Genomic DNA, 24,840 nt, shown 5'->3' with positions numbered 1-24,840 from the left:
CGGTCTCCTCCCGATCATGCCGATGCTGCCGACCACCTCCGGCCGGCGTTTTTTCCTGCAGGTGGGTCGCGCAGCTGCTAAGAAGCTGTCACAAGCAGGGCCTATGCACATGTTTACCTTAAACGGCGATGCAGCATGACGACAATATTCAATCCGACCATCCCGGGCTTTGTCTGGGCACACCACCTTTCGCCCGATAGAGGTCAATCCGAGCGCCTCCCCGACACCATCGAACGCTCTGCCCTCATGTCGCTGGAGGGCTTCGTCTGGCTGCATCTCAATCTCGTCGATGCCCGTGTCGCTGCGTTTCTGGAAGACTTCCCTGGCCTTACCGACGATATGCGTCAAGCCCTGACGACGCATGATACGCACGCGACCATCACCGTCGACGAGAAGGTGATCTTCGGCACGCTGGTGGATTTCCAGCTCGATTTCGACCAGGATACGCGCGACATCGGCTGGCTGCACTTTGCCATCTCCGAGCGCTTCATCATCACCACGCGCCTGCAGCCCTTGCGCAGCGTCGAGCGGGTGCGCGCCACCATCGAAAAGAACCCGGCGCGCTTTCATCGGCCGCTGGATATCTTCGAGGCGCTGGTCGTCGAGTTCCAGCGGACGCTGATCGCGCTGGTCATCGAGACCACGGAGGAAATGAACCAGATCGAAGACGTGGTCTACGATGCCACTTTTCGCGACGAGCGGCGGCGGCTGGCTCCGGTACGGCGCACCATCGTCCGCGTCCATCGGCACCTGCGCACCATCCTGTCTCTCATGCGCCGGGCAGCGGCTTCCGACGACGACGAGATGCCCGATGGTTTCGACGACGTGGCGGGGCGGCTGACGACGCGGCTGGAGACTGTGGACCACGATGTATACGCGCTACAGGAGCGGGCGCGACTGCTGCACGAGGAAATCGATTCGAAGCTCTCCTCGGAGACGAACCGGCATCTCTACATCCTGTCGCTGATGACGGCCTTCCTCTTGCCGCCAACGCTGGTAACCGGCTTTTTCGGCATGAACACAACCGCCCTGCCCTTTGCCAGCAGCGAGCACGGGACTGCCTATGCGGTCGCGATCATCGGAGCGTCCATCCTGCTCGCCTGGTGGCTGCTGAGGCGGGTTCGCATTCTGTAGCGCATGAAAAATGCCCGGCTGTTAACCGGGCACTTTGCAGTCTGATCACATGGCTATCAATAAAACGGCGACAGGCACTGCTGGCGTGGGCCGTGGTTCGGCTGGAAGGTGTTGTCGTAGCCACGATACGAGCGATAGCGGTTGGCGCACCACTCGTAATGGCGTGGATTGATGCCAGCCGCGGGGCGCGCGTAGGTGCGAGGCTCGCTGGCGATAGCGCCGCCGATCAGCGCACCGGCGCCGAAGGCTGCCAGAGGGAACCAGTAGCCATCGTGGTAACGGTAGCCGTGGCGGTATCCATGGTATCCGCGATAGCCGCCGTAGTAACCGCGTCCATAGCCGCCTCTGTAGTAGCCGCCGCCCCGATGGCGCCAGTATTGCACCTGCTGGACATCAGAAGACGCCGCGCCGGAAACTGCTGGCTGGGCCGCCGATACGGATGGCATCGGCAGCGCGAAGGACGGGGTAAAACTCGTTACAGCAACTGCTGCTGCAAGAGCGAGCGTGACGGCTCTGGTACGTATCTTGAACATTTTCGTCTCCAATCCGTAAATCTGGTGTCGATAAACGAACTTGTGGGCGGAAAGTTCCAAATTCAGCCCACCGACACACCCGCAGCCGGGGCAGCATGCAACCCTTAACGGCGCATTAACCATATGCGCCTACCCTTGACAGACCATGGGAAAGCGAACAGTTCTCAACCTGATTATCGGTTCTCTTCTGATCCTGGCGCTGCCGGCGCAAAACAGGCTGGCGCTGGCCGGCGAACGCCAGCCCTGGAACGATCCCGAACACGCGCTCATCATAGACGCCTACGAGCTGAACAGCATCGACTGGGATGCGCTGCTGCAGGACACGCGCATCAGTGGTTTTGTCTCGAAGGCCTCCGATGGATTGCCGGAAGATTACGCCTGCAAAACGAGCGACCATTCCGGCGATACGGTCGGTCACTGCAAGACGATGTGGCGCAAATATGCCGTCAGCCGCGAGCTCTTTCGCACCCGGCGGCTCATCGCCAAATCGAACGGCATGTTGTGGGGCGCCTACCACCTCGGCCGTCCCGGCAACCCCATCGACCAGGCAAACCATTTCCTCGATTACGCCGACCCGAAGGCGGACGAGCTTATGGTGCTCGACATCGACGGGCTAGATCCGCAACAGTTCATGTCGCCGGCCGACGCCCAGATCTTCGCGATCCATATCAAGGAGCGCACCGGGCGCTACCCGATCCTCTATGCCAACGATGTGGTCGCGAGATTCATCGCCGACCACCGCAGCGACTACCAGATCCTGTCGCGCCTGCCGCTCTGGTACGCGCGCTACAAGCCCGACGTCGAAGGCACGTTTCCGCTCGGCAACTGGACTGACTATGCGATGTGGCAGTTCTCCTCCGCCGACAATTGCTCCACGCGCCGCTGCCCGTACCGCGTGGCCGGGACTTTACCGGATATCGATGTGAACATGGCATCGATGACCAAGACGCAGCTGGCAAGGATATGGCCGCAGGGAGAGCTCGTGCCGCCGCGCATCGATACACCGTCGATGCTGGCATCGGCACCGGGCCCGGCAGCGAAAATGCAGGTCACCGCGCTGAACTATCAGGATTTCTGACGAGCTTTGCGCTTAGGCTTCGATCTGGACGTCCGTCTTCGGGCGAGAGCAGCAGGCGAGGATGTAGCCCTCGTCGATCTCGTCGTCGAGGATGCCGCCATTATGGTTCATCTCGACATCGCCGGAGAGCTTCATCACCTTGCACGTGCCGCAGAGGCCGGATTCGCAGGCGGCACCGATGCGGATGCCGGCGCCACGGGCGGCCTGCAGGATGGTCTGGCCGGGCGCGCAGGCCACATCCTTGCCGGCCATGGTGAAGCGGATCGAAGTCGCGACCTCGCCGTCCGCGCCCACGGCCGGTTCAGGCTCGAGATCGGCAGAGGCCGGGCGGAAGCTTTCCTGGTGGTAGCGGCTCATGTCGAAGCCGGCAGCCTCGATGCTGGAGCTGACGAAGTTCATGAACATGTCGGGGCCGCAGCAGAACACAGTGCGGTCGAGGAAATCATGGGCAAGCAGCGCGATCTTCGCCTTGTCGATGCGGCCGCGCAGGCCGGACCACAGCTCCATCTGGCCGCGCTCCTCGACGATGAAGCCGAGATTGAGGTTGGGCATGAAACGGGCGAGATATTCAAGCTCCGAGCGGAAGACGATTTCCGAGGGGCCACGAGCGCAATTGATGAACGAGATATCGGAAAGCGGTGCGACATCGCTCATGTAGCGCGTCATCGACATCATCGGCGTGATCCCGGAACCGGCCGAGATGAACAGGTATTTTTCGCCGGGATGGCGGATATGGGTGAAATCGCCGAGCGGCCCGAAGGCGCGGATACGCATGCCAGGCTTCAGGTTGTCGAACATCCAGCGCGTGCCGATGCTGTCCTTCTGCGCTTTGACGGTGACGGCGACCGAAAACGGCCGCGTCGGGGTGGACGACAGCGTGTAGGTCCGCATTAGCGGCTCCGGCCCGACCGGCAGTTCCAGCGTGACGAACTGGCCCGGCAGATAGCGGAACCAGTTGTCCTTGTCGGAGCGGAACGTGAAGGTCATCACATCGGGCGCCTCCGGCGTCACCGACAGGCATTCGAGCAGGTGCTGCCTGTCGCTCCAGGGCTGCATCTGGTCGAGGTGAAGGTGACGCGCTGTTCCCGCTACGCTCATGCTCAGGCCACGACCGAAAGCTTGGCCTGCTCGCCCTGCAGCCGGCTCGTCATGAAATCGGCGTACCATTCGACGAACTGTGCGACGCCACCTTCATGGAGCTCCGAGTAAGGACCGGGCTCATAGGCCGGGGAGTGAATGCCGAAAGCATTTTCCTCGACGATGCGGCGGTCCTGGTCGTTGGTCTCGGTCCAGACGTGGGTCAGTTCCTCGAGATTGTAGTCGACGCCCTCGACCGCATCCTTGTGGACCAGCCACTTGGTTGTGACGGCGGTTTCCTCGGCGTTGAGCGGCAGCACGCGGAAGGAGATCGCGTGGTCCACCAGCATGTGGTTCCAGGTGGACGGATAGTGGAACAGCAGCATCGTGCCAATGTTGCTCATGGTGACGTCGTCCGAAAGCGGCTTCTTGACGGCGCGCTGGCCGGACATGGTGTAGCTCTCGGCACCCTCGATCAGCGGCATGCGGGCGACGCGGAACTGGCCGGTCGGGTCCATCTTGAACTCGCTCGGCAGGCCGCCGGCCTCGCAATGCGCCCAGTGGGCAGCGATAACCGGATCGTCGCCGGCGCCCTGGACGCCGGTTGCAGTCGGGGCTTCCGGATAGGTACGGCAGAGCTCGGGGTGGTTGGCGGCGCAGTGATAGCACTCGCGGTTGTTTTCCCAGACCAGCTTCCAGTTGCCCTTCTCGATGATGGTGCTCTGGAAGGCGATCTTGGATTCGCTCAAGCGGTGCGGCATCATGTAGGGGGCGATGCTGTCGCGAACGGGCTGGAAGTCAGGTGCGGTCTGCGCCAGCGAGATGAAGATATAGCCGGCCACGCTTTCGCAATGGATAGGCTTCAGGCCGTACTGGCTTTTGTCGAAGCTGTCGGCCATCTGGCGGGCGAACTGCAGCGAACCGTCGAGATCGTAGGTCCACTGATGGTAGGGACAGACGAGCTTGGCTGCAGAGCCGCGATCCGATGAGCAGACGCGCGAGCCGCGATGGCGGCAGCTGTTGTGGAAAGCGCGGATGACCTTGTCGCGGCCACGGACGATGACGATAGGATATTCGCCGACCTGGGCGGTGATGTAGTTGCCGGCACGCGGCACCTCGCAATCATGACCCATGAACAGCCAGTCGCGATAATAGATCATCTCCATATCGATCTTGAAATAATCCTGATCGATATAGAAGGGCTGCTCGAGGCTGAATCCCTCGCGGCGGTTCTTCAGCTGCCGCAGCATCCTGTTGCGAATATCCATCCTGATGTCCTCGTGCCTATCGCCGACCAGCGGGATAAAATGATAGGAGCGAGCCGAGATCGGCCTGCCCTGTGACCTTTCGACCGCCGACTGCGGCCCATTTCAAAACGCATTGCCTCAAACACCGCGCCAGCACGAGATTCGCCTGACGAAACATCATGCCGCCTTTCCGGACTTGCGACCAGAGGCGTTTTACCGACCCCGACCTCCTGCCGTTTTCGACCGCGCCGCCAGAAAAACGCTTCTTGCGGACGGTCTCCTGCGACCTTTCTCCATATAAACATCGCGCCCGATTACGACGTGGCTTCTATGCGACATAAGCACGGAAATTGACGACAGCGGAAAAGCCGCCCGAGATACGCATCGGTGGGGACTGCATGCATTGCAGAACAAGCGTTTACGACCGATGGAGGATAGAGGACGGAGACGCACCGCTTCCGCATTCAAACCGGCCTGGTAGCAAATGCCTGTTTGCGACATAAAGGCGCTTGGCACGCCGCAAATACGTTTTAGCCGGAGATAGCGGGCGGAGCACCGTAGCGAAGGCGATTTCATGCGTTCTTAACGATGACAGCGTAGCCTGCAGGTACGATTTTGAACCGCGAGCGCGCAGCATGGCCAAGCTCAGATATTTCGATGCCAAGGCAGAAGCCGCAGTCCAGCCGCCAGCCCCGGCTGCCATCCACAGCGAGTTCCTGCGGACCGGCCGCATCACGCGCGAAAAGGACAGGCGGGAAAAAGACCGGCGCTATCTCAGCTACGATGCCGTCGCCGAGCGCACCGCACTCCGTCTGCAGGCCGCCGGCGAAAAGACGCACGAGCGGCTGAACGGCTTCCACAGGTCGATCCAATTTCCAAAACTGGTCTTTCACCGGACACTCGCCGAAAGGCCGCACCTCGGCTACTGCCACGTGACGGCGTCACGAACGCAGTTTGCCGAATACAAGAATGTCAGCTGGGCCTTCTACATCGCCAATTTCTACGCCGAGATCGACGACAGTGAGGCCAGCTTCGTCAAGATCGACCAGCGGCATCCACGCATGTACTTCGCGGTCGCTGTCGAGCAGATGCAGAGCAGCGATGACAAGGCTCTTGGCATCAACCGCGCCGTGCGCGGCAACGGCGTATTGTTTCGCACCGTCGATCCGCAAACGGCAATCCGCAACGTCCTGCTGCTTGGCGCCCGCAACGAACAACTCCGCGACATCATTCGCCAGCTTTGAGCGGCGGCGGCGTAGGTGCCTTGGGTGAGCGACCGCGCCGCCCAGGCCGCGTCGAACTCGGAAAGCCTCTTCAAGACCCCGGACTACAACCTCATGAGCGACCCGATAGGCAATCTGCTGGACCACGGCCTGCTGAAGGTTGACGACAAGACCGAGATTTACTGGGAGAAATCGGGAAACCCCGACGGAAAGTGCGCCCTCTACCTGCACGGAGGACCGGGCAGCGGCCTCGGCTCGGGGAGCTACCGTGAGCTCTTCGATCCCGCAGGATACTGCCTTATCGGTATCGACCAGAGAGGATGCGGGCGCAGCCGGCCGCTGGCGATCGACGATCTGAACGAACTCTCCGGAAACACCACACAGGCCTTGATAAGAGACATCGAGGCGCTGCGGCACCATCTTGCAGTGGAACGCTGGCTGGTCGCGGGGATCTCCTGGGGTTCGACTTTGGCACTCGCCTATGCGCAGTCGCATCCGGCCAGGGTTTCCGAGCTTGTTCTCATGGCAGTCACGACGACGAGCCGCGCAGAAGTCGACTGGATTACCGAAGGTGTCGGGTGCCTGTTCCCGGAAGCCTGGGATCAGTTCGAACGAGCCTCCGGGCGCACCGGAACCGAGCGACCCGTCGACGCCTACGCACGCAGGCTTGCTTCATCGGACGCGGACGATCGCAGGGCCGCCGCTCGTTGCTGGAACGACTGGGAGTCCACGCATGTCTCCCTCGATCCGAACTGGGCACCGCATCCCCGGCGCTTCGACGAAATACGTGCAGCAAACTTTGCAACTCTGGTCACCCATTACTGGGCAAATGACGGCTTCCTGCGGGGCGGCGATACTATTCTTGAAAGGATGGACTCGATCCAGCATATCCCCGCCGTTCTGATCCACGGTCGCCGAGACTTCAGCGGACCGCTCGTAACGGCATGGCGGCTGCATCAAGCCTGGCCAAACAGCAGATTGCTCATTATCGAACAGGAAGGCCACGGCGGCCCAATGTCGAGAAAGGAAATGCGGCTCGCGCTTGATGCCTTTGCTTCGAGCAGGTGAGCCTAGCCTGTCGCCCTCGATTAAGCCGCTGAACCGTGGGAGACATTTTCAGGAGGAAGATCGTTGCCGGCTACGGTGGCGCCGGATTGCATCACAACAGCGCCGTTGCCCGATGAGCTTTCCGGCGACATGGCCTTTGAGAACCAGATTTCCCTCATTCAGCAGATTGCGACCCACCTCGCCGGAAATGACGGCGTTTCCGCCGGCTTCGATGATCAGTCCGCCCGATAGCCTGCCGCGTGAAACCAGGTTGGCGCCCGGCTTCACGTAGGTGACGCCGCTGATCTCATTACGGATGACGGCATTGCCCGTTACGACGAAATCGCCTGTATGCCGGTTCATTGTGATTGTTCCTCTGAGGCAGCTTGGATCAAGCATCTGGTGAAATCCATGCTGGGATCATTGCTGCGACCAGCAAGGCGGCATTGGGCTTCACCTTATCAAATTTGCTTGATGGCTGTTGGCGAGGGTTCCAGGATTAGAGCGACCGTCGCGGTTCGAACGACCCGGCGACCTCGTGGCACTTGCCCTCCACCACCGGAAAGGCCTAAGGACAGATCGATCAGGAAACGGGTCGCGCATGGCAGAGATTATCGACATCTTCCACGACAGGGACGGCGCGATTTTTCGGGCGTCGGCCTTGCTTGCGGACGGGTTTCCGGTCGCGTTGCCGACCGAGACCGTCTATGGGCTTGCCGCCGACGCCACCAATCCGGTGGCGATCACACGTATCTACCAGACCAAGGGGCGGCCGAGCTTCAATCCGCTGATCTGCCACATGAGCGATCTTGCCATGGCGGAGCGGCACGCGGTGTTCGACCCGATCTCGCGCAAGCTGGCAGAAGCGTTCTGGCCGGGGCCGCTGACGCTGGTGCTGCCGTTGAAACCGGAAAGCAACATCCACGCGCTGGCGACCGCCGGCCTCGACAGTGTGGGCATCCGGGTTCCCGATGGCTTCGCCGCCGACCTTATCCGTGCCTTCGACCGACCTCTGGCGGCCCCGAGTGCCAACACCTCCGGCCGGATCAGCGCCACCAGCGCTGCCCATGTCGAGTCCGATCTCGGCAGCAAGATCGAGCTCATTCTCGATGGCGGCGCCTGCGACGTCGGTGTCGAATCGACGATCGTCAAGATCGATAGCGGCGGGATGCGATTGCTGCGTCCGGGCGGGCTTGCGGCGGAAGATATAGAGCGCGTGGCCGGCATTCCACTGACGCGCAAGGAAGGCGCTAGCCCGGCGATAGAGGCCCCCGGCATGATGGCATCCCACTACGCGCCGCATGCAATGGTCCGGCTGGACGCCACCGAGGTTACCGCCGGCGAGGCGCTGATCCGCTTCGGAAGCAACCCGGTGGCTGGCGAGGAGGAAGCGTCCGTCATTTTCAACCTCAGCCCCTCCGGCGATCTCACCGAGGCTGCAGCCAATCTTTTCGACTTCATGAAACGTGCAGATGCCATCGGCGTTATCGGGATGGCTTTCACCACCATCCCGCAAGACGGCCTCGGCGAAGCGATCAACGACCGGCTGCGCCGCGCCGCAGCACCCCGCGACTAGACCAGAGTTTCCGACTGCAAGACAAGGACCAGCACGCATGGCCACCCCCTCTCCCGCCCTGCTCGACCGCTTTGCCGCCATCGTCGGCGCTGCCCATGTCTTGCGCGAGGCGGCCGACATCGCCCCCCGCCTCGTCGAAAATCGCGGGCTCTATCATGGCGCCTCGCCGCTGGTGCTGAAGCCCGGTTCGGTCGAAGAGGTCTCGGCCATCCTGAAGCTTGCCTCGGAAACGGGAACGGCGATCGTGCCGCAGACGGGCAATACCGGCCTCGTCGGCGGCCAGACGCCGCGCGATAACGGCGCCGATGTGATCGTCTCGCTGGAACGGATGAACCGCATTCGCGAGGTCGATGCCTTTGCCGGCATCATGGTGGTCGATGGCGGCTGCATCCTTGCCGATGTGCAGAAGGCGGCAGAGGATTGCGGCAGGCTGTTTCCGCTGTCGCTGGGTTCGGAAGGCTCATGCCGGATCGGCGGCAATCTCGCCACCAATGCCGGCGGCACGGCGGTGCTTGCCTATGGCAACATGCGCCAGCTCTGCCTAGGCCTTGAAGTCGTGCTGCCAACCGGCGAGATCTGGAACGGGCTGCGGCGGCTGAAAAAGGACAATACCGGCTATGATCTGCGCGACCTGTTCATCGGCGCGGAGGGAACGCTCGGCATCATCACCGGCGCGGTGCTGAAACTGTTTCCGCAGCCGCTTGGCCACCAGGTGGCCTTTGCCGGCCTACGGTCGGTCGAGGATGCGCTGTCGCTGTTCAGGAATGCATCGGGTCTTTGCGGCCCGGCGTTGACCGGTTTCGAGCTGATGCCGCGCATCGGCGTCGAGTTCACCGTCCGTCATATCGATGGCGTGCGCGATCCGCTGGAGACCGTTCACCCTTGGTATGTGCTGATCGACATCTCCACCTCGGATTCAGCCGAAACTGCCGAGCGGATGATGTCGGCGCTGCTGGAAAAGGGTTTTGAGGCAGGGCTGGTGCAGGATGCGACGATCGCCAGCTCGCAGGCGCAGCAGAAGGCCTTGTGGCACATGCGCGAAAGCATGTCCGGCGCCCAGAAGCCCGAGGGCGGCTCGATCAAGCATGACGTGTCGGTGCCGGTGTCGCAGATCCCTGAATTCATGCACGAGGCGGAGCAAGCTGTCATGGCGGCGATGCCAGGCGCCCGCATCTGCGCCTTCGGCCACATGGGCGACGGCAACATCCACTACAACATCTCGCAGCCTGTCGGCGCCGACAAGGCGGAATTCATCGGCCGCTGGCGCGAGATGAACCGGATCGTCCACGGGCTGGTGTTGAAACACGAGGGCTCGATCTCGGCGGAGCACGGCATCGGCCAGTTGAAGCGGGACGAGCTGGCATCGATCCGGCCGGAGATCGAAATGGAACTGATGCGCCGGATCAAGAAAAGCTTCGACCCTGCCGGGATCATGAACCCCGGCAAGGTCGTGTTGGTCTAGCGGCCGGCGACGCAGGCGCGCCGCCGCCTGTTGCTCAATCCATGTCGTCTTGCGGCGGCATCGGCGTGGCGTTGCGGTTGCCGGAAATGATCTCGCGCTTGCCGACGTGGTTGGCGGGGCCGACGAGGCCTTCCTTTTCCATGCGCTCGACGAGCGAGGCGGCGCGGTTGTAGCCGATGCCGAGGCGGCGCTGGATGTAGGATGTCGAGCACTTCTTGTCGCGCATGACGACCTTGATCGCCTGCTCGTAGGTGTCGTCGCTATCCTCGGACCCCATTGCGCTCTTGTCGAACACGGCGCCGCCGTCTTCTTCCTCTTCCTCGTCCTCTTCACCGGCAGTGACCGTATCCAGATATTCCGGGCGGCCCTGCATCTTCAGGTGGGCCACGACCTTCTCGACTTCCTCGTCGGATACGAAGGGACCGTGGACGCGCGAGATGCGGCCGCCACCCTGCATGTGCAGCATGTCGCCCTGGCCGAGCAGTTGCTCTGCGCCCTGCTCGCCGAGGATCGTGCGGCTGTCGATCTTCGAGGTCACCTGAAAGGAGATGCGGGTCGGGAAGTTGGCCTTGATGGTGCCGGTGATGACATCGACCGACGGGCGCTGCGTCGCCATGATCAGGTGGATGCCGGCGGCACGGGCCATCTGCGCCAGACGCTGGATGGCGCCTTCGATTTCCTTGCCGGCGACCATCATCAGGTCGGCCATCTCGTCGACGATGACGACGATGTAGGGCATGCGGGCCAGATCGAGTTCCTGGCTCTCTTCCGTCGGTGCGCCCGTGGTGCGGTCGAAACCGGTCTGGACGGTGACGAGTATCGTCTCGTTCTTCTCACGGGCAATGGCGACGCGGGCGTTGTAGCCATCGATGTTGCGGACGCCGAGGCGCGACATCTTGCGATAGCGATCCTCCATCTCGCGCACGGCCCATTTCAACGCCAGCACGGCCTTCTTCGGATCGGTGACGACGGGGGTCAGCAGGTGCGGAATGCCGTCATAGACCGACAGTTCGAGCATCTTCGGATCGACCATGATCAGGCGGCATTCTTCCGGCGTCATGCGGTAGAGCAGCGACAGGATCATTGTGTTGATGGCGACGGACTTGCCGGAACCGGTGGTGCCGGCGACGAGCAGATGCGGCATCTTCGCAAGTTCGGCGATAACGGGTTCGCCGCCGATGGTCTTGCCGAGGCCGAGCGCCAGCTTGAAGCTGCTCTGGGCAAAATCTTCCGATTCGATCATCTCGCGGAAGTAGACGGTTTCGCGCGTTGCATTCGGCAGTTCGATGCCGATGACGTTGCGGCCGGGCACGACGGCGACACGGGCCGACAGCGCCGACATGGAGCGGGCGATGTCGTCGGCAAGACCGATGACGCGCGAGGATTTGACGCCGGGGGCCGGCTCGAATTCATAGAGGGTGACGACCGGACCGGGGCGAACATGGATGATCTCGCCCTTGACGCCGAAGTCTTCCAGCACGTTTTCAAGAAGGCCGGCGTTCTGCTCCAGGGCTTCCTGGGTCATGATCACGCCGACGCGTTCCGGCGGTTCCTGCAGTAGTTCGCGCGGCGGCAGTTCGTACTCACCGTCGCTGCTGATGGAAACCGGGCGCCATTCCATCGGCGCAGGGCTGACGGGGCGGTCGCTGCGGGTGGAAACGGGAATGCGGCGGTTCGGCGCAGCGTCGACGACGCCAGCCTTCGGGGCGGGAGCAACGATCTGCGCGACCGGGACCTGCTTTGCCGGGGCTGCAACTGTGGCTGGCTTGGGCAAAACGACGGCAGCGACGACCGGAGGTGCGGCAACGGTTGCTGGCGCCAGCGGTGTCAGGACGATAGGCTCGGCGACTTCGTTCGGCTGGACGGCTGCAGCCTCCGGCACTGGCACGACCGGCGCCGGTGTGGCTGCGCGACCGGAGGGCTGCCAGTCGATGATTCGGTAGAGCGATGTCGCCGATTGTTGCGCCGTCTCCGTCGGTGGAGCGGACATGGGCGGCGCAACGAAGGCCGGTGCCGCTGCTGCTACGGGTGGAGCGAGTTCGCCGTCGAAGGGCATGACGTCCCAGAAGGCGAAGTCGGACAGGTTAGCCAGATGCGAGGCCAGCTGTGCCTGCGGCACCACGGCGACGGGCTGGCGCTGCCAGGCAGTCAGCGGCGGAACAGGCGTGGATGCCGGCGTGAAGATATCCTCGACGAGCCTGTTGTTCCACGGCATCGGCGCAGCAGGGCGCGGCTTCTCGATATGGCCCGGCGTTTGTGCGCTCGGTGTTGCAACCTCGGCAGCTTGCGACGTTGCTGGTGCCTCGGGGCTGATGGTGGCTTGTTTGACTGCGGTCTGTTGGATGGTCTGCTCCGTCTCGTTAACGTCCGAGTCCGGCGATTTCTTGCGGCTGATCAGACTTTCGGGTGTCCGCGTGAAACGGACATTCGGTGCCAGCGAAAAGGCGGTCTGCCAATCCTGCACGGCATCGGCCGGTACCAGTGGTGGGACCAGCGGCATGTTTGTACGGCCGGTCGGGGAAAGGCCTGCATCCGGAGCAGCGACGGGCGTCGCCTGTGGCTGGCGCAGTTGCGCCGCCTTCAGCTGGTCGGCGCGCTGCTGGTGGGCGATCTCGGATCGGCGCTTGGCTTCGCGCGCCTGGATCAGCTTTTGCTCCAGGTAGGCCCGGCGCTCGGCGATCTGCCGGGCTTCCCGCAGTTCCGCTTCGGCACGTTCGGCGTCGGCATGGACGTCCCGCTGGAAATCCGTTTCGCCGTTGGAAAAGTTGGTTTTGGAAAAACGCATAAGACCTGCAATCCAGTCATTGATTGGCCGATAGCTACCCCAATCGAATAGGCCAGGGACGGTTAATAAGTTCCTTCCGAATTGGCGGCAGTTTGAAGGGCTGGATGCAAAAACGCATGTTTTGCGGGCTTTTTGGCTGGCTTGGACAGATAAATATTTTAGCCTCCACCGACGCGAAGCCGGGCGCCGTCGACTGCGGCACGCGCAGTCGACGCGGGCGTTCCGTTGCGATCAGGAGGTCGAAAGCTGGGCGATGGAGAGCAGCGTATCGGCGCTGATGCCGATAGACTTCGAGGACCCCTGGAGGATCGAAAGTGCCGACGAGGAGGTGCTGCCGGCGTTGTTCTGCAGATCGTATTCGACCGAGAAGCGCTCCAGCAGCTTGTTAAGTTTCGTCGGATCGCGAAGATCGTCAACGTTGACGAATTTCTTCAGCAGCGCCGCCTGATCGTCGACGTTCATCGACGAAATCGCGCTCGGCAGGCTGAAAGTGGTGGTGATGACCGAATAGAGTGCCGTGTCGGACATGATGTCGTAGACGGAATTGATATTCGGTGCCTGGCGTTGGAAATAGAGAGCAAGGCGCGTGCCGGGGTTGTTGTCGCCTTCCTGCGATTCGAGGGTCTGGTGCAGGTAGAGTTCGTTGGTGGCGTCGAGCGCGCCCTTGTTCTGGGCGCTGCCAAGCTTGGTATCGACCATGGTGCCGTTGGTGCCGAAATTGAAAGCTTCGACGATGTCCTTGAACTGGGCACCGGCGGTGGTGTTGAGGAAGCTTTTCGAATTGTCGGGGTCCGACGCAAAGGCCTTTTTCAGCGTGTCTGTTGTCACCTTCTTCGGATCGATACCGCTGGCCTTGAGGATGAAGTCGGTCAACTTCGGGTCGGCCAGAAGGTCTGAAACGCTCGTCACCTTGGCGATGTTGGTGGTAAAGTAGGTGGCATCCTTCTTGACGGTGGCCGTTGCCGCCGTCAGTGCCGAACCCGTCAATCCGCGTCGCGTCTCGGTTGAATATTCGGAGATGTAGCTGTTGACCTGAGTCGTCGAGAGCGCCGTCACCTGCGGCTTGATCGTGCCGGCGCTGTCGAAATTGAAAGCCTTGGCGAGCTTGACGAAGCGATCGTCCTTCAGCGTGTTGACATAGCTTTTCGGATCATAGGGATCGCTCTCCATGATCTTCTTCATCTGCGCCTTGGATATCTCGTTTTCGCCGATCCCGTAGGAGCGCAGCGCCATCTGGTAGAGTTCAGGCAGATTATCGTTGGCTGTGCTGGAGTCAGCCGTCGCATTGCTGGCGAAGAACTCGTTGATATTCTTGACCTTGGCGATACGCGTCTCGTAGTTCGCCACGGCATCCGCCTCGGCGGTGGTCTGCTCCGACTGGTAGTTGGCTGAAAATGCCGTGGTCGCTGCAGCCAGTTGCGTGGAGGTTTGCGCCACGGTGCCGGAGGCCACCGTCCCGTCGGACTGGAAGTTGAACTGGGCGACCACGCCCGAAAAGCCGACGAGCTTGGCGTAGGTGGGGTCTTCCACCGATGTCTCGAGGTCGTATTTGAGCGTGTTGTCCGACGCCTGCGCATCCAGCGACTGCAGGTTGTAGGCGATCTTGACGTAGTCGAACAGGCGCGTATCCGAGGTCAGGTCTTCGACTGACGTCACCGAGCCGATATGCGCCTTGTAGTAGGCAGCGTCGTCAGCTGCGGCGACGGAGGTGACGAATGACGGGACGGTGGTGTTGTAGGCCTCCATGACGGCAGCCTTCTGGCTGAACGTCTGTATCTGGCTGGTATAGTTGGCGGCGTAGTTTGTCGATGTGGTACTGATCTGGTCGGCGGTCTGGGCAGACGCGCCCGTTGCGACAGTGCCGTCGCTGCCGAAATTGAACTCTGTGAGCACGCTGGTCAGTCCGTTATCCGAAGCGGTTGCGGGGTCCTTCACGGAGGCCACGAACTTCGCGCCCGTAAGGGACGGGTCGATGCCGTAGGCGGTCTTGACGTAGTCGAACAGGCGTGGATCGGACACCAGCTGGTCCACCGATGTAATCGTGCCAATATTGGCCTCGTAGTAGCTCTTGTCCGCATCCGGCGTGGTGGTGGCGATCGATCCGTCGGCATTGAAGCTGAATTGCGCCGCCATCGCCTTGTCGGCGGCGCTGCCGTTGACGTTGACGAAGCTGTTCGGATCCGACACGTCGCTGGTCAGCATCGACTTCAGGAAGCTGTTCGAAATATTGGTCGGGTCGATGCCGTAGCCTTTCAGCACATAGTCCCTGAGATCGGTATCGCTGAGGAAGTCGTCGACATTCTTGACCGAGCCGATGGCCGCGTCATAGGCGTCGCTCGCAGTCTTTGCCGCCGTTTCTTCGTCCGTAAAGGATTGCTGGTAGAGGCCGATGGCGGCATCCGTCGTGTCGGACGAAGTCGATGTCGACGTCGAACCGAACATCGTCGTCAGGGTATCGCTCGACTGCGCCGTCGTCGCGGTAGAAGCGCCGAAATTGAATGCTGCGGCAATCGCCTTGTATTTCGGGTCGTTCAGGCGATTGGCAAAGCTGCTGCTATCGCTGAGGTCGCTGGTCAGTACCTGCTTCATGAACGCCTTGGCGTAGGTGAAGTCCTCCAGCCCGTACGACTTCATCGCGTAGCTGTAGAGCTGGTAGTTGTCCATCAGGTCGTCGACGGTTTTCACCTTGCCGATATTGGCATTGTAGTAATCGACCTCCCGCTTCGTCGTCGGCTGGGAGGCAACGCGCGCAAGGGTCGACGTCATGTTCTTTGTATCGAGCGTGTAGCTCAGATAGGTCGATGTCATCTACGCGCACCTTGAAGTCTACACTCGAGACCGTTTTCGAATCTTCCCGATTATCGACCTCAAACCTTACCCGGGACTTTACATCGGCCGCCACGACGCTGCGCCGGAGTGGGACGACGCGCATCGGCACATATTCATATTATGGAAACCCTGGCGGGTTCGTTTTTGCTAACCATTTGACGACGCAAACTTTTCTTAACCGCAATTTTTAAGCTGTCTGGAAGGGGGCGCGCCTAGTCTCGGGTCATCGAGAGGGCGAAAGTTCTCCGTCAAGAAGACCGGAAAACCGGCTCTCATGATAAGACAAGGGTAGAAAACGATGACCAATACCGTCCTTAAGCCTGTCTGGGCCGGAACGACACTGCGGCTCGATCCAAACCGCTTTCCGCAGCATGTCAGCTATGCCATGCGCGGTGCTACCGGCGACGTGACGATCACCATCGACTCCCGCGGCGCCGTGCTGCGCAAGGTGCTGCCATCGAGCGGTCTGCCGCTGTCGATCGCCCTGCCGAAGCGCGCCTTCAAGGGCGTTGCCGCCCGGGCCATCGACCATGGCGACGGCGAAGTGACCGTGACGCTCGAACTGCACCATGACGATCCGGATCTCTGCATCCCGCTGCTCGTCGCCCATGATCTCAGCGACATCGCTGCCGACTGGCGCACATGGTCCGAAGCCTTCAATATCCCGATGATGATGGTCGAAGCGGATGGCGTCGCTCGCCTGCTCGAAGATCATCTCGGCGGTGTGCGTACCAACGAAACGCAGCCGCGCCGCCGCCATTCGTTCTTTGCCGACAGACGCCCCCGCTTCCTGGTTCGTCGCATATCGGGCAAGATGGGCGTCACGCTCAAGATCGCCGGTCGCGAGATCATCGCCCGCGACTGAGGATCAAATACCCCTCCCCCGAAACCCGGCGCCTGCGCCGGGTTTTGCGTTTCAGCCGGGAGCGGAAAGCGCCATGGACAACAGCAGGCCGGCAAAGATGATGGCACCGACCCTGCCGTTCGAGCGGAACAGGATCAGGCACTGCGGCGCGTCTTCGATATCGAGGACGACGATCTGGTAGGCGAACATGCCGCCAGCGATGACAAGGCCAAGAAATGCGATGGGACCTGCGCCGGCCAGCGCGAAGGCAAGGAACATCAGCACTAGCGCCGCGCCATAGAGGCTTACGAGCCATATCTTCGTCTTTTCGCCGAACAGTCGCGCCGTCGAACGGACGCCGATCAGTTCGTCGTCCTCCTTGTCCTGATGGGCATAGATGGTGTCGTAGCCAATGGTCCAGAGAATGGCGGCGATGTAGAGCAGGATCGGCGGCAGCGACAGGCTACCGAAGATGCCGGCCCAGCCCATCAGCGCACCCCAGGAAAAGGCAAGCCCGAGGAAGAACTGCGGCCAGTCGGTAAAGCGCTTGGCAAAGGGGTACACCGCCACCAGTCCCAGCGACAGCAAGCCGAGGCCCACACAGAACCAGTTGAACTGCAGGAGAACGAACAGTCCGACGAGAGCCTGCAATGCAATGAATATCTTTGCCTGCTTGCGGCTGACACGGCCTGACGGCAAAGGCCGCGAGCGGGTGCGCGCCACGGAAGCATCGATATCGTGATCGATGAGATCGTTGAACGTACAGCCGGCACCGCGCATCGCCACCGCGCCGATGAAATAGAGGATGAGATGGTAGAACAGCAGCGGACCGACGAACTCGCCCAGCGTCAAGGCGGCATTGGCGGCCAAGGTCACCGACCAGAAGCACGGCCATAGCAGCAGCTGCCAGCCGATCGGCCGGTCCCAGCGTGCCAGCTGGGCATAGGGCCACAGCCACGGCGGCAAGGCCTTGTAGACGAAATTATCGGATGGCGCATCGGCGACTCGGTCGCGGAAATCGTGGCTGTTGCTCATGCGGAATGTCTAGAACATTTCAGCGTTTCACGGAAATGCGAAAATGTTGGACCTATCTGCTCTCACGCACTTCCAGACGCAAAACCGCCAAGCACTTTTGCCGAACTGTTCCGACGGGCGCCTTATCAGTTCAGCGTGAAGCCGAAGCGGTAGGTGGCGGACAGGCCGATGACGAGCTGGTTTTTGTCGCCGCGTTCACGCACCAGGCTGCTGTCGGCTGCAGGACCCTTCAGCCGCTGGTATTCCACGAAGGAGCTGGTGCTCAAATTCTTGGTTGCCTGCCAGGTCAGCGCACCGCCGACACCGACGGATTTCAGGCCGCCGCCGGGATTGTAGCGATCGAGCCCGCTGGCCGCCGATTCCTTGCCGTCGACACCGTAATAGGTATCGAAATAGTTCGCCGTCGCGAAGGTTGCCCTCGGTCCACCGGAGAGCCGCAGATCAGGGGCGATGTCGGTGAAAGCATCAACCGCCACATCGGCAACGATGCCGTTATGGGCGCGGATACCCTGGCGCACTTCGGCACGGGCGCGGATCCAATCGGTCGGGTAGACCTCGACGAAGCCACCGGCCTCTGCGCCCCATTTGACATCCTTCAGCCCGCGCAGTTCACGCCCGTCGCTCGAATCCCGGCTCGGCACAAACTTGCCGACGATGCCGGCCCGAAATGTCCCGGTATCGAGCAATGCAAAAGCCGGATTGTCGTTGCGCGAGGTAAATCGCGGCGCAGGTCCTTGCTTGCCGAAGGAGATCAGCGGCGAAAACTGTAACTTGTAGTGCTTGGCGCCCTCGAATTTGGGACCGACGAAGCCGGCAGCGCCGACGCTGACATACCAATCGCCGGACCACCAGGCACGACCGTCGCCAGCCGTGGCGGCCCCTGCCATTGTCGCAAAAAATCCAAACGAAATCAGCAGACTCGAGGTCTTGGCCATGGGAAATCCTACTACGCAATACAAAGGCAAGAGCCCGGAATGCCTAAACTTATCCGGATCGCATTACCACTTGCTTAACCAAGCGCCGAAGCTGTCCGCCCGCAGATCGTCATGGCAAAGACGCGAGGATCAGAACACAATCTTCTCCAGCGGTGCACGGCGGGCTTCGAATTCCTTGAGCTTGGCTTCGTTTTCGGCAATGTAGTTCCGGTTGTTGGGAACCGCGAACTGGTCCTTGGCGATCTGGATCTGGAAGATAAAGAGCTGCTCCCAGCGGAAGGCCATCTCCGAGCCTGCCAGGTAGAACTCCCACATCCGGAAGAATTTCTCGTCATAGAGGGCGACGGCTTCCTCCTTGCGGGCGATGAAACGTTCTCGCCAGTGACGCAGCGTATAGGCGTAATGCATCGGCAGGATTTCGATGTCCTTGACCAGCAGGTTGGCCTTTTCCAGAGCTGGCGTCGTCTCGGCCAGAGACGGGATATAGCCGCCGGGAAAGATGTATCTCTCGATGAAGGCGTTGGTAGAGAAGCTTGGCCTCGGGCGACCGATGGAATGGAGCACCATCACCCCATCATCGGCGAGCAACTCCGAGACCTTGCTGAAGAACTTGCGATAATTGCCGATGCCGACATGCTCGAACATGCCCACCGAGACGATGCGGTCGAACTTGCGTCCGCTGAGGTAGCGATAATCCTGCAGTTCGAAACGCACCCGGTCAGAAAGGCCGCGCTTTGCAGCGCGCGCGCGCGACACCTTAAGCTGCTCCTGGCTGAGCGTGATGCCGGTGAAATCGACATTCTCCGTCGATTCCGCCAGGTACATCCCCATTCCACCCCAGCCGGAGCCAATCTCGAGCACGGACTGACCGGGCTCGAGCCGCAGCTTGGCAGCGATATGGCGCTTCTTGGCGAGCTGGGCTTCGTCGAGACCGATGCCCGGCGGCTCGAAATAGGCGCAGGAATACTGCCAGTCCTCGTCGAGGAAGAGGTCGAAAAGCTTGGCCGAGAGATCGTAGTGGTGGGCGACATTGTGCTTGCTGCGGTTGACCGGCAGGCGGCTCTTCAGCTGCTGCCAGGCAATGCGGCCGATCAGCTTCATGGCGATCTTGAAATCGAACAACTCGTCCGTGGTGTTGAGCTTCACCAGCGACAGGAAATCATAGATGTCGCCCTGTTCGAGGATGAACCGGCCTTCCATGAACATTTCGCCCAGCTTCAGCGTCGGATCTGTGGCGATGGCGTCTTCCGCCTCGCGGTCGGCGGTGCGCACCGCAACGGTCTGGCCGGTGCCATCGCCGAGCAGATGCGTCTCGCCGTTGGAGAGCGTGATCTGAAGGGAGCCTTTGCGGATAATTTTGGTGACAAGAGCAAGCAGTGACGACGCCATGACGCCTCTCAATCATATGACAGACAATCAGGAAACATTATCCCCTCAAGATAGTCTGGCAAGCTTACGAACGGCGGTACAGGCACTCCGGCACGAACATTGCCGGAGTGTGACATTCTTGCAAATATATAAGCTAAGTGACTATTTTCGCTTGAGCGCATCGGCGAGCGCCGCGCCGAAGCTGCCCTGCGTCTGCGGTGCCGGGCGACTGACCTGCTGCTTTGCCGGCATCACCCGTGTTTCGGGACCGCTTCGGTTCTCGCGGGCCGGTGGCGCGGCGTCATCGCCGGCGTCCTTGCGCATGCTGAGGGCGATCCGCTTGCGCTTGGCATCGATGTCGACGACGCGGACTTTCACGACGTCGCCGGCCTTCACCACCTCATGAGGATCCTTCACGAAACGGTCCGCCAGCTGCGAGACGTGAACCAGACCGTCCTGGTGTACGCCGATATCGACGAAGGCGCCGAAGACCGCGACATTGGTAACTGTGCCCTCCAGCATCATGCCTGGCTTTAGGTCGCTGATTTCGTTGACACCCTCGGCAAAGGTCGCCGTCTTGAAGCTCGGGCGCGGGTCACGGCCGGGTTTTTCGAGCTCGGCCAAGATATCGCGCACGGTCGGCAGGCCGAAGCGTTCATCGACGAAGGCGCGTGGATCGACCGCCTTCAGCGCGGCGCTATCGCCCATCAGCGTGCGCAGGTCGCGACCGCAGGCGGCGACAATCTTCTTGGCGACACCATAGGCTTCCGGATGCACCGAGGAGGCGTCGAGCGGCTCCTTGCCGCCGGTGATGCGCAGGAAGCCGGCGCATTGCTCGAAGGCCCGGGGCCCAAGCCGCGCGACCTTCAGGAGATCGCGCCGGGTTTCGAAACGTCCGGCCTCGTCGCGGTGGCGGACGATGGATTCGGCAATCGCCGCACCAAGGCCTGAAACGCGGGCAAGCAGCGGCGCCGAGGCCGTGTTGAGATCGACACCGACGGCATTCACCGCATCCTCGACGACGGCATCCAGCGAGCGCGACAGCTTCTGCTGGTCGACATCGTGCTGGTACTGGCCGACGCCGATCGATTTCGGCTCGATCTTGACCAGTTCGGCCAGCGGATCCTGCAGCCGCCGGGCAATCGATACTGCGCCGCGCAACGTCACGTCGAGATTGGGGAACTCCAGGGCTGCCGCTTCCGATGCCGAATAGATCGAGGCGCCCGCTTCGGAAACGATGACCTTGGTAGGCTTTGTGCCAGGCAATTCGACTAGCATGTCGCTCACCAGCTTTTCGGTTTCCCGGCTGCCGGTGCCGTTGCCGATCGAGATCAGTTCGACCTTGTGCTTGACGATGAGGGCCGCAAGCGTCGCCTGGGTGCCGCGCACATCGTTGCGTGGTTGGAAAGGATAGACCGTGGCTGTCTCGAGCAGCTTTCCGGTGGCATCGACGACGGCAACCTTGACGCCCGTGCGGATGCCGGGGTCGAGACCCATGGTGGCGCGCGCGCCGGCGGGTGCTGCGAGCAGCAGGTCCTTTAGATTGCGCGCAAATACGTGGATGGCCTCCTGCTCGGCTCGTTCACGCAGCTCGCGCATCAGGTCGAGCGACAGCGACATCGACAGTTTGACGCGCCATGTCCAGCTGGCGACCTCCATCAGCCAGCGATCGCCGGGCTTCTGGGCGCCGATCTCGTAGGCCGTGGCGATCATCCGCTCGACAGGCCTGAAGGGTGACGCGAGATCGGCGTCGATCTCGATCGTCAGCGTCAGCATCTCCTCGTTCCAGCCGCGCAGCATGGCGAGAGCCCGATGGCCGGGAGCCGTTGCCCAGCGCTCGGTGTGATCGAAATAGTCGGAGAACTTCGCGCCGGCCTCCTGCTTGCCATCGACGACCTTGGCGCGCAGCTGGGCATTCTGACGCATATGGGCGCGCAAGGTCTTCAGGAGATCGGCATTTTCGGCGATGCCCTCGGCAATGATGTCGCGGGCACCCTCGAGCGCCATCTTCACATCGGTCACCTCGTTGGCGACATAGCCCTCGGCAAGCTGCGCGGGTTCACGGCTGCGATCTTTCAGGATTGCCTCCGCCAATGGCCCTAGACCGCGCTCGCGGGCGATCTCGGCGCGGGTCCGGCGCTTCTGCTTGAACGGCAGGTAGAGATCCTCGAGCTCGGCCTTCGTGGTGACGCCGGCGATCTTGCGCTGCAGGTCGTCGGTCATCTTGCCCTGGCCGGTGATGCTGTCGCTGATCGAGCCGCGGCGCGCTTCGAGCTCGCGCAGGTAGACCAGCCGCTCGGCCAGCGTCCGCAACTGCCCATCATCCAGCCCGCCGGTCACTTCCTTGCGGTAGCGGGCAATGAACGGCACCGTCGAGCCCTCGTCGAGAAGGCCGACCGCCGAAACCACCTGCTCAGGCCGAGCATTGATCTCGGCGGAAATGATTGCTGCGATGGAGCGGATATCTGCGGCCATGGGGATCTCTGCGTTGCTTCTGATTGGCGCGACCATAGTCCGAGAAAGCGGCAAGGCAATGATCTCAGTCAGCGCTTCCGGTGGACTCCACAGGAATTGCCGCTTGACCTTTGCGGCAGGGCTGCTTAACCGCCAAGTTCTGGCAACAAAGGGGCAGGCGATGAAAGTTCTGTTGATCGGATCGGGCGGACGCGAGCATGCGCTGGCCTGGAAGCTGGCGCAATCGCCGCTGCTGACCAAGCTTTACGCCGCTCCCGGCAATCCCGGCATCGCCGAGCATGCCACGCTCGTTGCCGTCGATACGGAAGACAACGACGCCGTTGCTGCGTTCTGCCTGTCGGAAGCCATCGATTTTGTCGTCGTCGGCCCTGAGGCGCCGCTGGTCGCCGGTCTTGCCGACCGCTTGCGCGAGGCCGGTATCGCCGTCTTCGGCCCCTCTGCCGCCGCCGCCCAGCTCGAGGGTTCCAAGGGTTTCACCAAGGACATCTGCGCCCGCTACAACATTCCGACAGGCGCCTATCAGCGCTTCGACGATGCCGGCAAGGCGAAGGCCTATATTCTCGCCGAGGGCGCGCCCATCGTTGTCAAGGCCGATGGCCTTGCTGCCGGCAAGGGCGTCACCGTGGCGATGACGCTGGACGAGGCGATTGCGGCCGTTGACGACTGTTTCGACGGCGCCTTCGGGTCGGCGGGTGCGGAAGTCGTCGTCGAAGCCTTTCTCGATGGCGAGGAAGCAAGCTTCTTCTGCCTCTGCGACGGAACTCACGCTTTGGCGCTGGCCACCGCCCAGGACCACAAGCGCGTCGGCGACGGCGACACCGGCCCGAACACGGGCGGCATGGGCGCCTACTCGCCCGCCGCAGTGATGACGCCCGAGCTGATCGAGCGGACGATGAAGGAGATCATCGAGCCGACGATGCGTGGAATGGCGACAAGCGGTATGCCGTTTTCCGGCGTATTCTTTGCCGGTCTGATGATCACCGCAAAGGGGCCGGAACTGATCGAGTACAATGTCCGCTTCGGCGATCCGGAATGCCAGGTGCTGATGATGCGGCTGAAAAGCGATCTTCTGCCGCTGCTGCTCGCTTGCGCCAACGGCACGCTCGACAAGGCGACCGCCGAATGGAGCGACGATGCGGCGTTGACCGTCGTCATGGCCTCGAAGGGCTATCCGGGCGCCTATGAGAAGAACTCCGTCATCGCGGCCCTGCCCGCAGACAGCGACGGTGCGAAAGTGTTTCATGCCGGGACAGCTTTGAAGGACGGTGCGCTGGTCGCGACCGGAGGCCGGGTGCTGGGAGTGACGGCAACGGGCAGCAGCGTCGGCGAGGCCCAGAAGCGCGCCTATTCGCTTGCAGAGCAGGTGGTCTGGGACAGCGGCTTCAGCCGCGCCGATATCGGCTGGCGGGCAATCGAGCGCGAAAAGGCCTGACTGGACGGCTCTTTCCTGCCCCAAATCCGCGTTTCCGATAAAGTTTTACCGATTCCCCTGACCGGATGGAAACAAAGGCGCGCTAATCTCCTCGCAGTATCCGATGGAGAGTTTCATGCGTCCCACGATCCTGAGTGCAGCATTCGTTTTGATCGGCAGTTCTGCCATGCTGATCGGCAGCTCCGCGATGGCGTCGTCGTTCCTGACGCTCGACGGCGCGACCCGCACCAGCGGCGACAGCATCCAGGCGAAGGTCTGCGTCGATTGCGCGCCGATCAAGCAGGAGGTCGCCAAGAAAAGCTATGTGGTTCCCGAACTCCCCGTGGGGACGCAGACGACCGTGGTGCGCCAGATCAACGGCGAGCAAAAGGTCGTCCGCACCGAAGCCTGGCTGGGCGGATCGCCGGTCGTATTCATCAGTAAGGCGTCGCCGGAAGCACTGGCCGCAGCCGGGGTATCGCCTGACGGCATCGATCGCAGTGCGATGACGGCAGCGATCGCCGCAGCCACGCCACCGGCCAAGCCTCTCGACACCTCGGATTTCCAGTTGCGCCTTCAGTAGCCCGCTCATTCCCCTCCCCATCGAACTCCAGTCGATAGGGGTGCGCCGCAAGGCAGACAGATGCGTCCCTGAAGAGAAGCAGGGGCGCATTTTTGTGTTCGCAGATGCTGGAGAGAATTGCTGCTGGTCACTCCATATTCGTGCAGTATTCCCGGCGGGAAAACGGTCATATGCGCGGTTGGGGTGACAATCGCCGGG

At 61.8% G+C, this 24,840-nt stretch carries 19 protein-coding genes; 9 read left to right on the top strand and 10 right to left on the bottom strand.

Translation table 11 applies throughout. From position 1 onward, the window contains the following. The first annotated feature begins 135 nt into the window (after positions 1-135). A complete protein-coding gene (locus tag PR018_RS02100; RefSeq protein WP_142824170.1) occupies positions 136-1,134 on the top strand; it encodes a transporter in 999 nt (332 codons plus the stop codon). 56 nt (positions 1,135-1,190) lie between these two features. On the opposite strand, the gene PR018_RS02095 is transcribed toward PR018_RS02100, so the two are convergent. After that, the gene (locus PR018_RS02095; protein WP_142829216.1) at positions 1,191-1,667 is read right to left on the bottom strand and encodes a BA14K family protein; all 477 of its coding nucleotides are present in this window, start codon (positions 1,665-1,667) and stop codon (positions 1,191-1,193) included. A gap of 145 nt (positions 1,668-1,812) precedes the next feature. Between PR018_RS02095 and PR018_RS02090 the strand changes: the two genes are divergently transcribed. Beyond that, positions 1,813-2,745: a glycoside hydrolase family 25 protein gene (locus PR018_RS02090; protein WP_142824168.1), complete on the top strand. Its 933-nt coding sequence runs from the start codon at positions 1,813-1,815 to the stop codon at positions 2,743-2,745. A gap of 12 nt (positions 2,746-2,757) precedes the next feature. On the opposite strand, the gene PR018_RS02085 is transcribed toward PR018_RS02090, so the two are convergent. Further along, positions 2,758-3,843: an FAD-binding oxidoreductase gene (locus PR018_RS02085; protein WP_142824167.1), complete on the bottom strand. Its 1,086-nt coding sequence runs from the start codon at positions 3,841-3,843 to the stop codon at positions 2,758-2,760. Positions 3,844-3,845: 2 nt separating this feature from the next. After that, positions 3,846-5,090: an aromatic ring-hydroxylating oxygenase subunit alpha gene (locus tag PR018_RS02080; RefSeq protein ID WP_142829217.1), complete on the bottom strand. Its 1,245-nt coding sequence runs from the start codon at positions 5,088-5,090 to the stop codon at positions 3,846-3,848. Between the two features lie 614 nt (positions 5,091-5,704). On the opposite strand from PR018_RS02080, the gene PR018_RS02075 reads away from it, so the two are divergent. Next, entirely contained in the window at positions 5,705-6,313 is a 609-nt protein-coding gene (locus PR018_RS02075; RefSeq protein ID WP_142824165.1) for a DUF6656 family protein, read from the top strand. A gap of 24 nt (positions 6,314-6,337) precedes the next feature. After that, a complete protein-coding gene (gene pip / locus PR018_RS02070; protein WP_224128082.1) occupies positions 6,338-7,360 on the top strand; it encodes a prolyl aminopeptidase in 1,023 nt (340 codons plus the stop codon). Between the two features lie 48 nt (positions 7,361-7,408). Here pip and PR018_RS02065 read toward each other — a convergent pair whose 3' ends face one another. Next, entirely contained in the window at positions 7,409-7,702 is a 294-nt protein-coding gene (locus PR018_RS02065) for a hypothetical protein (protein ID WP_142824164.1), read from the bottom strand. A gap of 238 nt (positions 7,703-7,940) precedes the next feature. Between PR018_RS02065 and PR018_RS02060 the strand changes: the two genes are divergently transcribed. Beyond that, the gene (locus PR018_RS02060) at positions 7,941-8,915 is read left to right on the top strand and encodes an L-threonylcarbamoyladenylate synthase (protein ID WP_142824163.1); all 975 of its coding nucleotides are present in this window, start codon (positions 7,941-7,943) and stop codon (positions 8,913-8,915) included. A 37-nt stretch (positions 8,916-8,952) separates the two neighbouring features. Next, on the top strand, positions 8,953-10,377 hold the full coding sequence (locus PR018_RS02055) for an FAD-binding oxidoreductase (protein WP_142824162.1): 1,425 nt from the start codon (positions 8,953-8,955) through the stop codon (positions 10,375-10,377). A gap of 34 nt (positions 10,378-10,411) precedes the next feature. Here the strand turns inward: PR018_RS02055 and PR018_RS02050 are convergent, their stop codons facing one another. Next, positions 10,412-13,162, bottom strand: coding sequence for a DNA translocase FtsK (locus tag PR018_RS02050; RefSeq protein ID WP_142824161.1), 2,751 nt, complete (start codon positions 13,160-13,162; stop codon positions 10,412-10,414). A 231-nt stretch (positions 13,163-13,393) separates the two neighbouring features. Continuing rightward, the gene (locus PR018_RS02045; RefSeq protein WP_142829218.1) at positions 13,394-15,970 is read right to left on the bottom strand and encodes a DUF1217 domain-containing protein; all 2,577 of its coding nucleotides are present in this window, start codon (positions 15,968-15,970) and stop codon (positions 13,394-13,396) included. A gap of 319 nt (positions 15,971-16,289) precedes the next feature. On the opposite strand from PR018_RS02045, the gene PR018_RS02040 reads away from it, so the two are divergent. Then, positions 16,290-16,856 carry a DUF6101 family protein gene (locus PR018_RS02040; RefSeq protein ID WP_111217689.1) on the top strand — a complete coding sequence of 189 codons (567 nt, stop codon included), beginning with the start codon at positions 16,290-16,292 and terminating at the stop codon, positions 16,854-16,856. Between the two features lie 51 nt (positions 16,857-16,907). Here PR018_RS02040 and ubiA read toward each other — a convergent pair whose 3' ends face one another. From ubiA to PR018_RS02020, 4 genes are all read right to left on the bottom strand, one after another. Next, on the bottom strand, positions 16,908-17,870 hold the full coding sequence (gene ubiA / locus PR018_RS02035) for a 4-hydroxybenzoate octaprenyltransferase (RefSeq protein ID WP_142824159.1): 963 nt from the start codon (positions 17,868-17,870) through the stop codon (positions 16,908-16,910). A gap of 125 nt (positions 17,871-17,995) precedes the next feature. Continuing rightward, entirely contained in the window at positions 17,996-18,805 is an 810-nt protein-coding gene (locus PR018_RS02030; protein ID WP_142824158.1) for a MipA/OmpV family protein, read from the bottom strand. Between the two features lie 129 nt (positions 18,806-18,934). After that, entirely contained in the window at positions 18,935-20,194 is a 1,260-nt protein-coding gene (locus tag PR018_RS02025; RefSeq protein ID WP_142824157.1) for a cyclopropane fatty acid synthase, read from the bottom strand. A 141-nt stretch (positions 20,195-20,335) separates the two neighbouring features. Then, on the bottom strand, positions 20,336-22,648 hold the full coding sequence (locus PR018_RS02020) for a Tex family protein (protein WP_142829219.1): 2,313 nt from the start codon (positions 22,646-22,648) through the stop codon (positions 20,336-20,338). A 160-nt stretch (positions 22,649-22,808) separates the two neighbouring features. Between PR018_RS02020 and purD the strand changes: the two genes are divergently transcribed. Beyond that, positions 22,809-24,080: a phosphoribosylamine--glycine ligase gene (gene purD / locus PR018_RS02015; protein ID WP_142824467.1), complete on the top strand. Its 1,272-nt coding sequence runs from the start codon at positions 22,809-22,811 to the stop codon at positions 24,078-24,080. Positions 24,081-24,195: 115 nt separating this feature from the next. Continuing rightward, the gene (locus PR018_RS02010) at positions 24,196-24,642 is read left to right on the top strand and encodes a plant virulence effector HPE1-like domain-containing protein (protein ID WP_142824155.1); all 447 of its coding nucleotides are present in this window, start codon (positions 24,196-24,198) and stop codon (positions 24,640-24,642) included. Positions 24,643-24,840 lie beyond the last annotated feature (198 nt).

The organism is Rhizobium rhododendri, from assembly GCF_007000325.2.
GTDB lineage: Bacteria > Pseudomonadota > Alphaproteobacteria > Rhizobiales > Rhizobiaceae > Rhizobium > Rhizobium rhododendri.
The sequence above is the reverse complement of the archived record's forward strand: the minus strand, read 5'-3'. Positions and strand labels throughout refer to the sequence as shown.

Bases quoted from the DNA above. Each gene is read 5' to 3' on its own strand.
- PR018_RS02100 (WP_142824170.1), top strand. From the start codon at position 136: ATGACGACAATATTCAATCCGACCATCCCGGGCTTTGTCTGGGCACAC.
- PR018_RS02095 (WP_142829216.1), bottom strand. From the start codon at position 1,667: ATGTTCAAGATACGTACCAGAGCCGTCACGCTCGCTCTTGCAGCAGCA.
- PR018_RS02090 (WP_142824168.1), top strand. From the start codon at position 1,813: ATGGGAAAGCGAACAGTTCTCAACCTGATTATCGGTTCTCTTCTGATC.
- PR018_RS02085 (WP_142824167.1), bottom strand. From the start codon at position 3,843: ATGAGCGTAGCGGGAACAGCGCGTCACCTTCACCTCGACCAGATGCAG.
- PR018_RS02080 (WP_142829217.1), bottom strand. From the start codon at position 5,090: ATGGATATTCGCAACAGGATGCTGCGGCAGCTGAAGAACCGCCGCGAG.
- PR018_RS02075 (WP_142824165.1), top strand. From the start codon at position 5,705: ATGGCCAAGCTCAGATATTTCGATGCCAAGGCAGAAGCCGCAGTCCAG.
- PR018_RS02065 (WP_142824164.1), bottom strand. From the start codon at position 7,702: ATGAACCGGCATACAGGCGATTTCGTCGTAACGGGCAATGCCGTCATC.
- PR018_RS02060 (WP_142824163.1), top strand. From the start codon at position 7,941: ATGGCAGAGATTATCGACATCTTCCACGACAGGGACGGCGCGATTTTT.
- PR018_RS02055 (WP_142824162.1), top strand. From the start codon at position 8,953: ATGGCCACCCCCTCTCCCGCCCTGCTCGACCGCTTTGCCGCCATCGTC.
- PR018_RS02050 (WP_142824161.1), bottom strand. From the start codon at position 13,162: ATGCGTTTTTCCAAAACCAACTTTTCCAACGGCGAAACGGATTTCCAG.
- PR018_RS02045 (WP_142829218.1), bottom strand. From the start codon at position 15,970: ATGACATCGACCTATCTGAGCTACACGCTCGATACAAAGAACATGACG.
- PR018_RS02040 (WP_111217689.1), top strand. From the start codon at position 16,290: ATGACCAATACCGTCCTTAAGCCTGTCTGGGCCGGAACGACACTGCGG.
- ubiA (WP_142824159.1), bottom strand. From the start codon at position 17,870: ATGAGCAACAGCCACGATTTCCGCGACCGAGTCGCCGATGCGCCATCC.
- PR018_RS02030 (WP_142824158.1), bottom strand. From the start codon at position 18,805: ATGGCCAAGACCTCGAGTCTGCTGATTTCGTTTGGATTTTTTGCGACA.
- PR018_RS02025 (WP_142824157.1), bottom strand. From the start codon at position 20,194: ATGGCGTCGTCACTGCTTGCTCTTGTCACCAAAATTATCCGCAAAGGC.
- PR018_RS02020 (WP_142829219.1), bottom strand. From the start codon at position 22,648: ATGGCCGCAGATATCCGCTCCATCGCAGCAATCATTTCCGCCGAGATC.
- purD (WP_142824467.1), top strand. From the start codon at position 22,809: ATGAAAGTTCTGTTGATCGGATCGGGCGGACGCGAGCATGCGCTGGCC.
- PR018_RS02010 (WP_142824155.1), top strand. From the start codon at position 24,196: ATGCGTCCCACGATCCTGAGTGCAGCATTCGTTTTGATCGGCAGTTCT.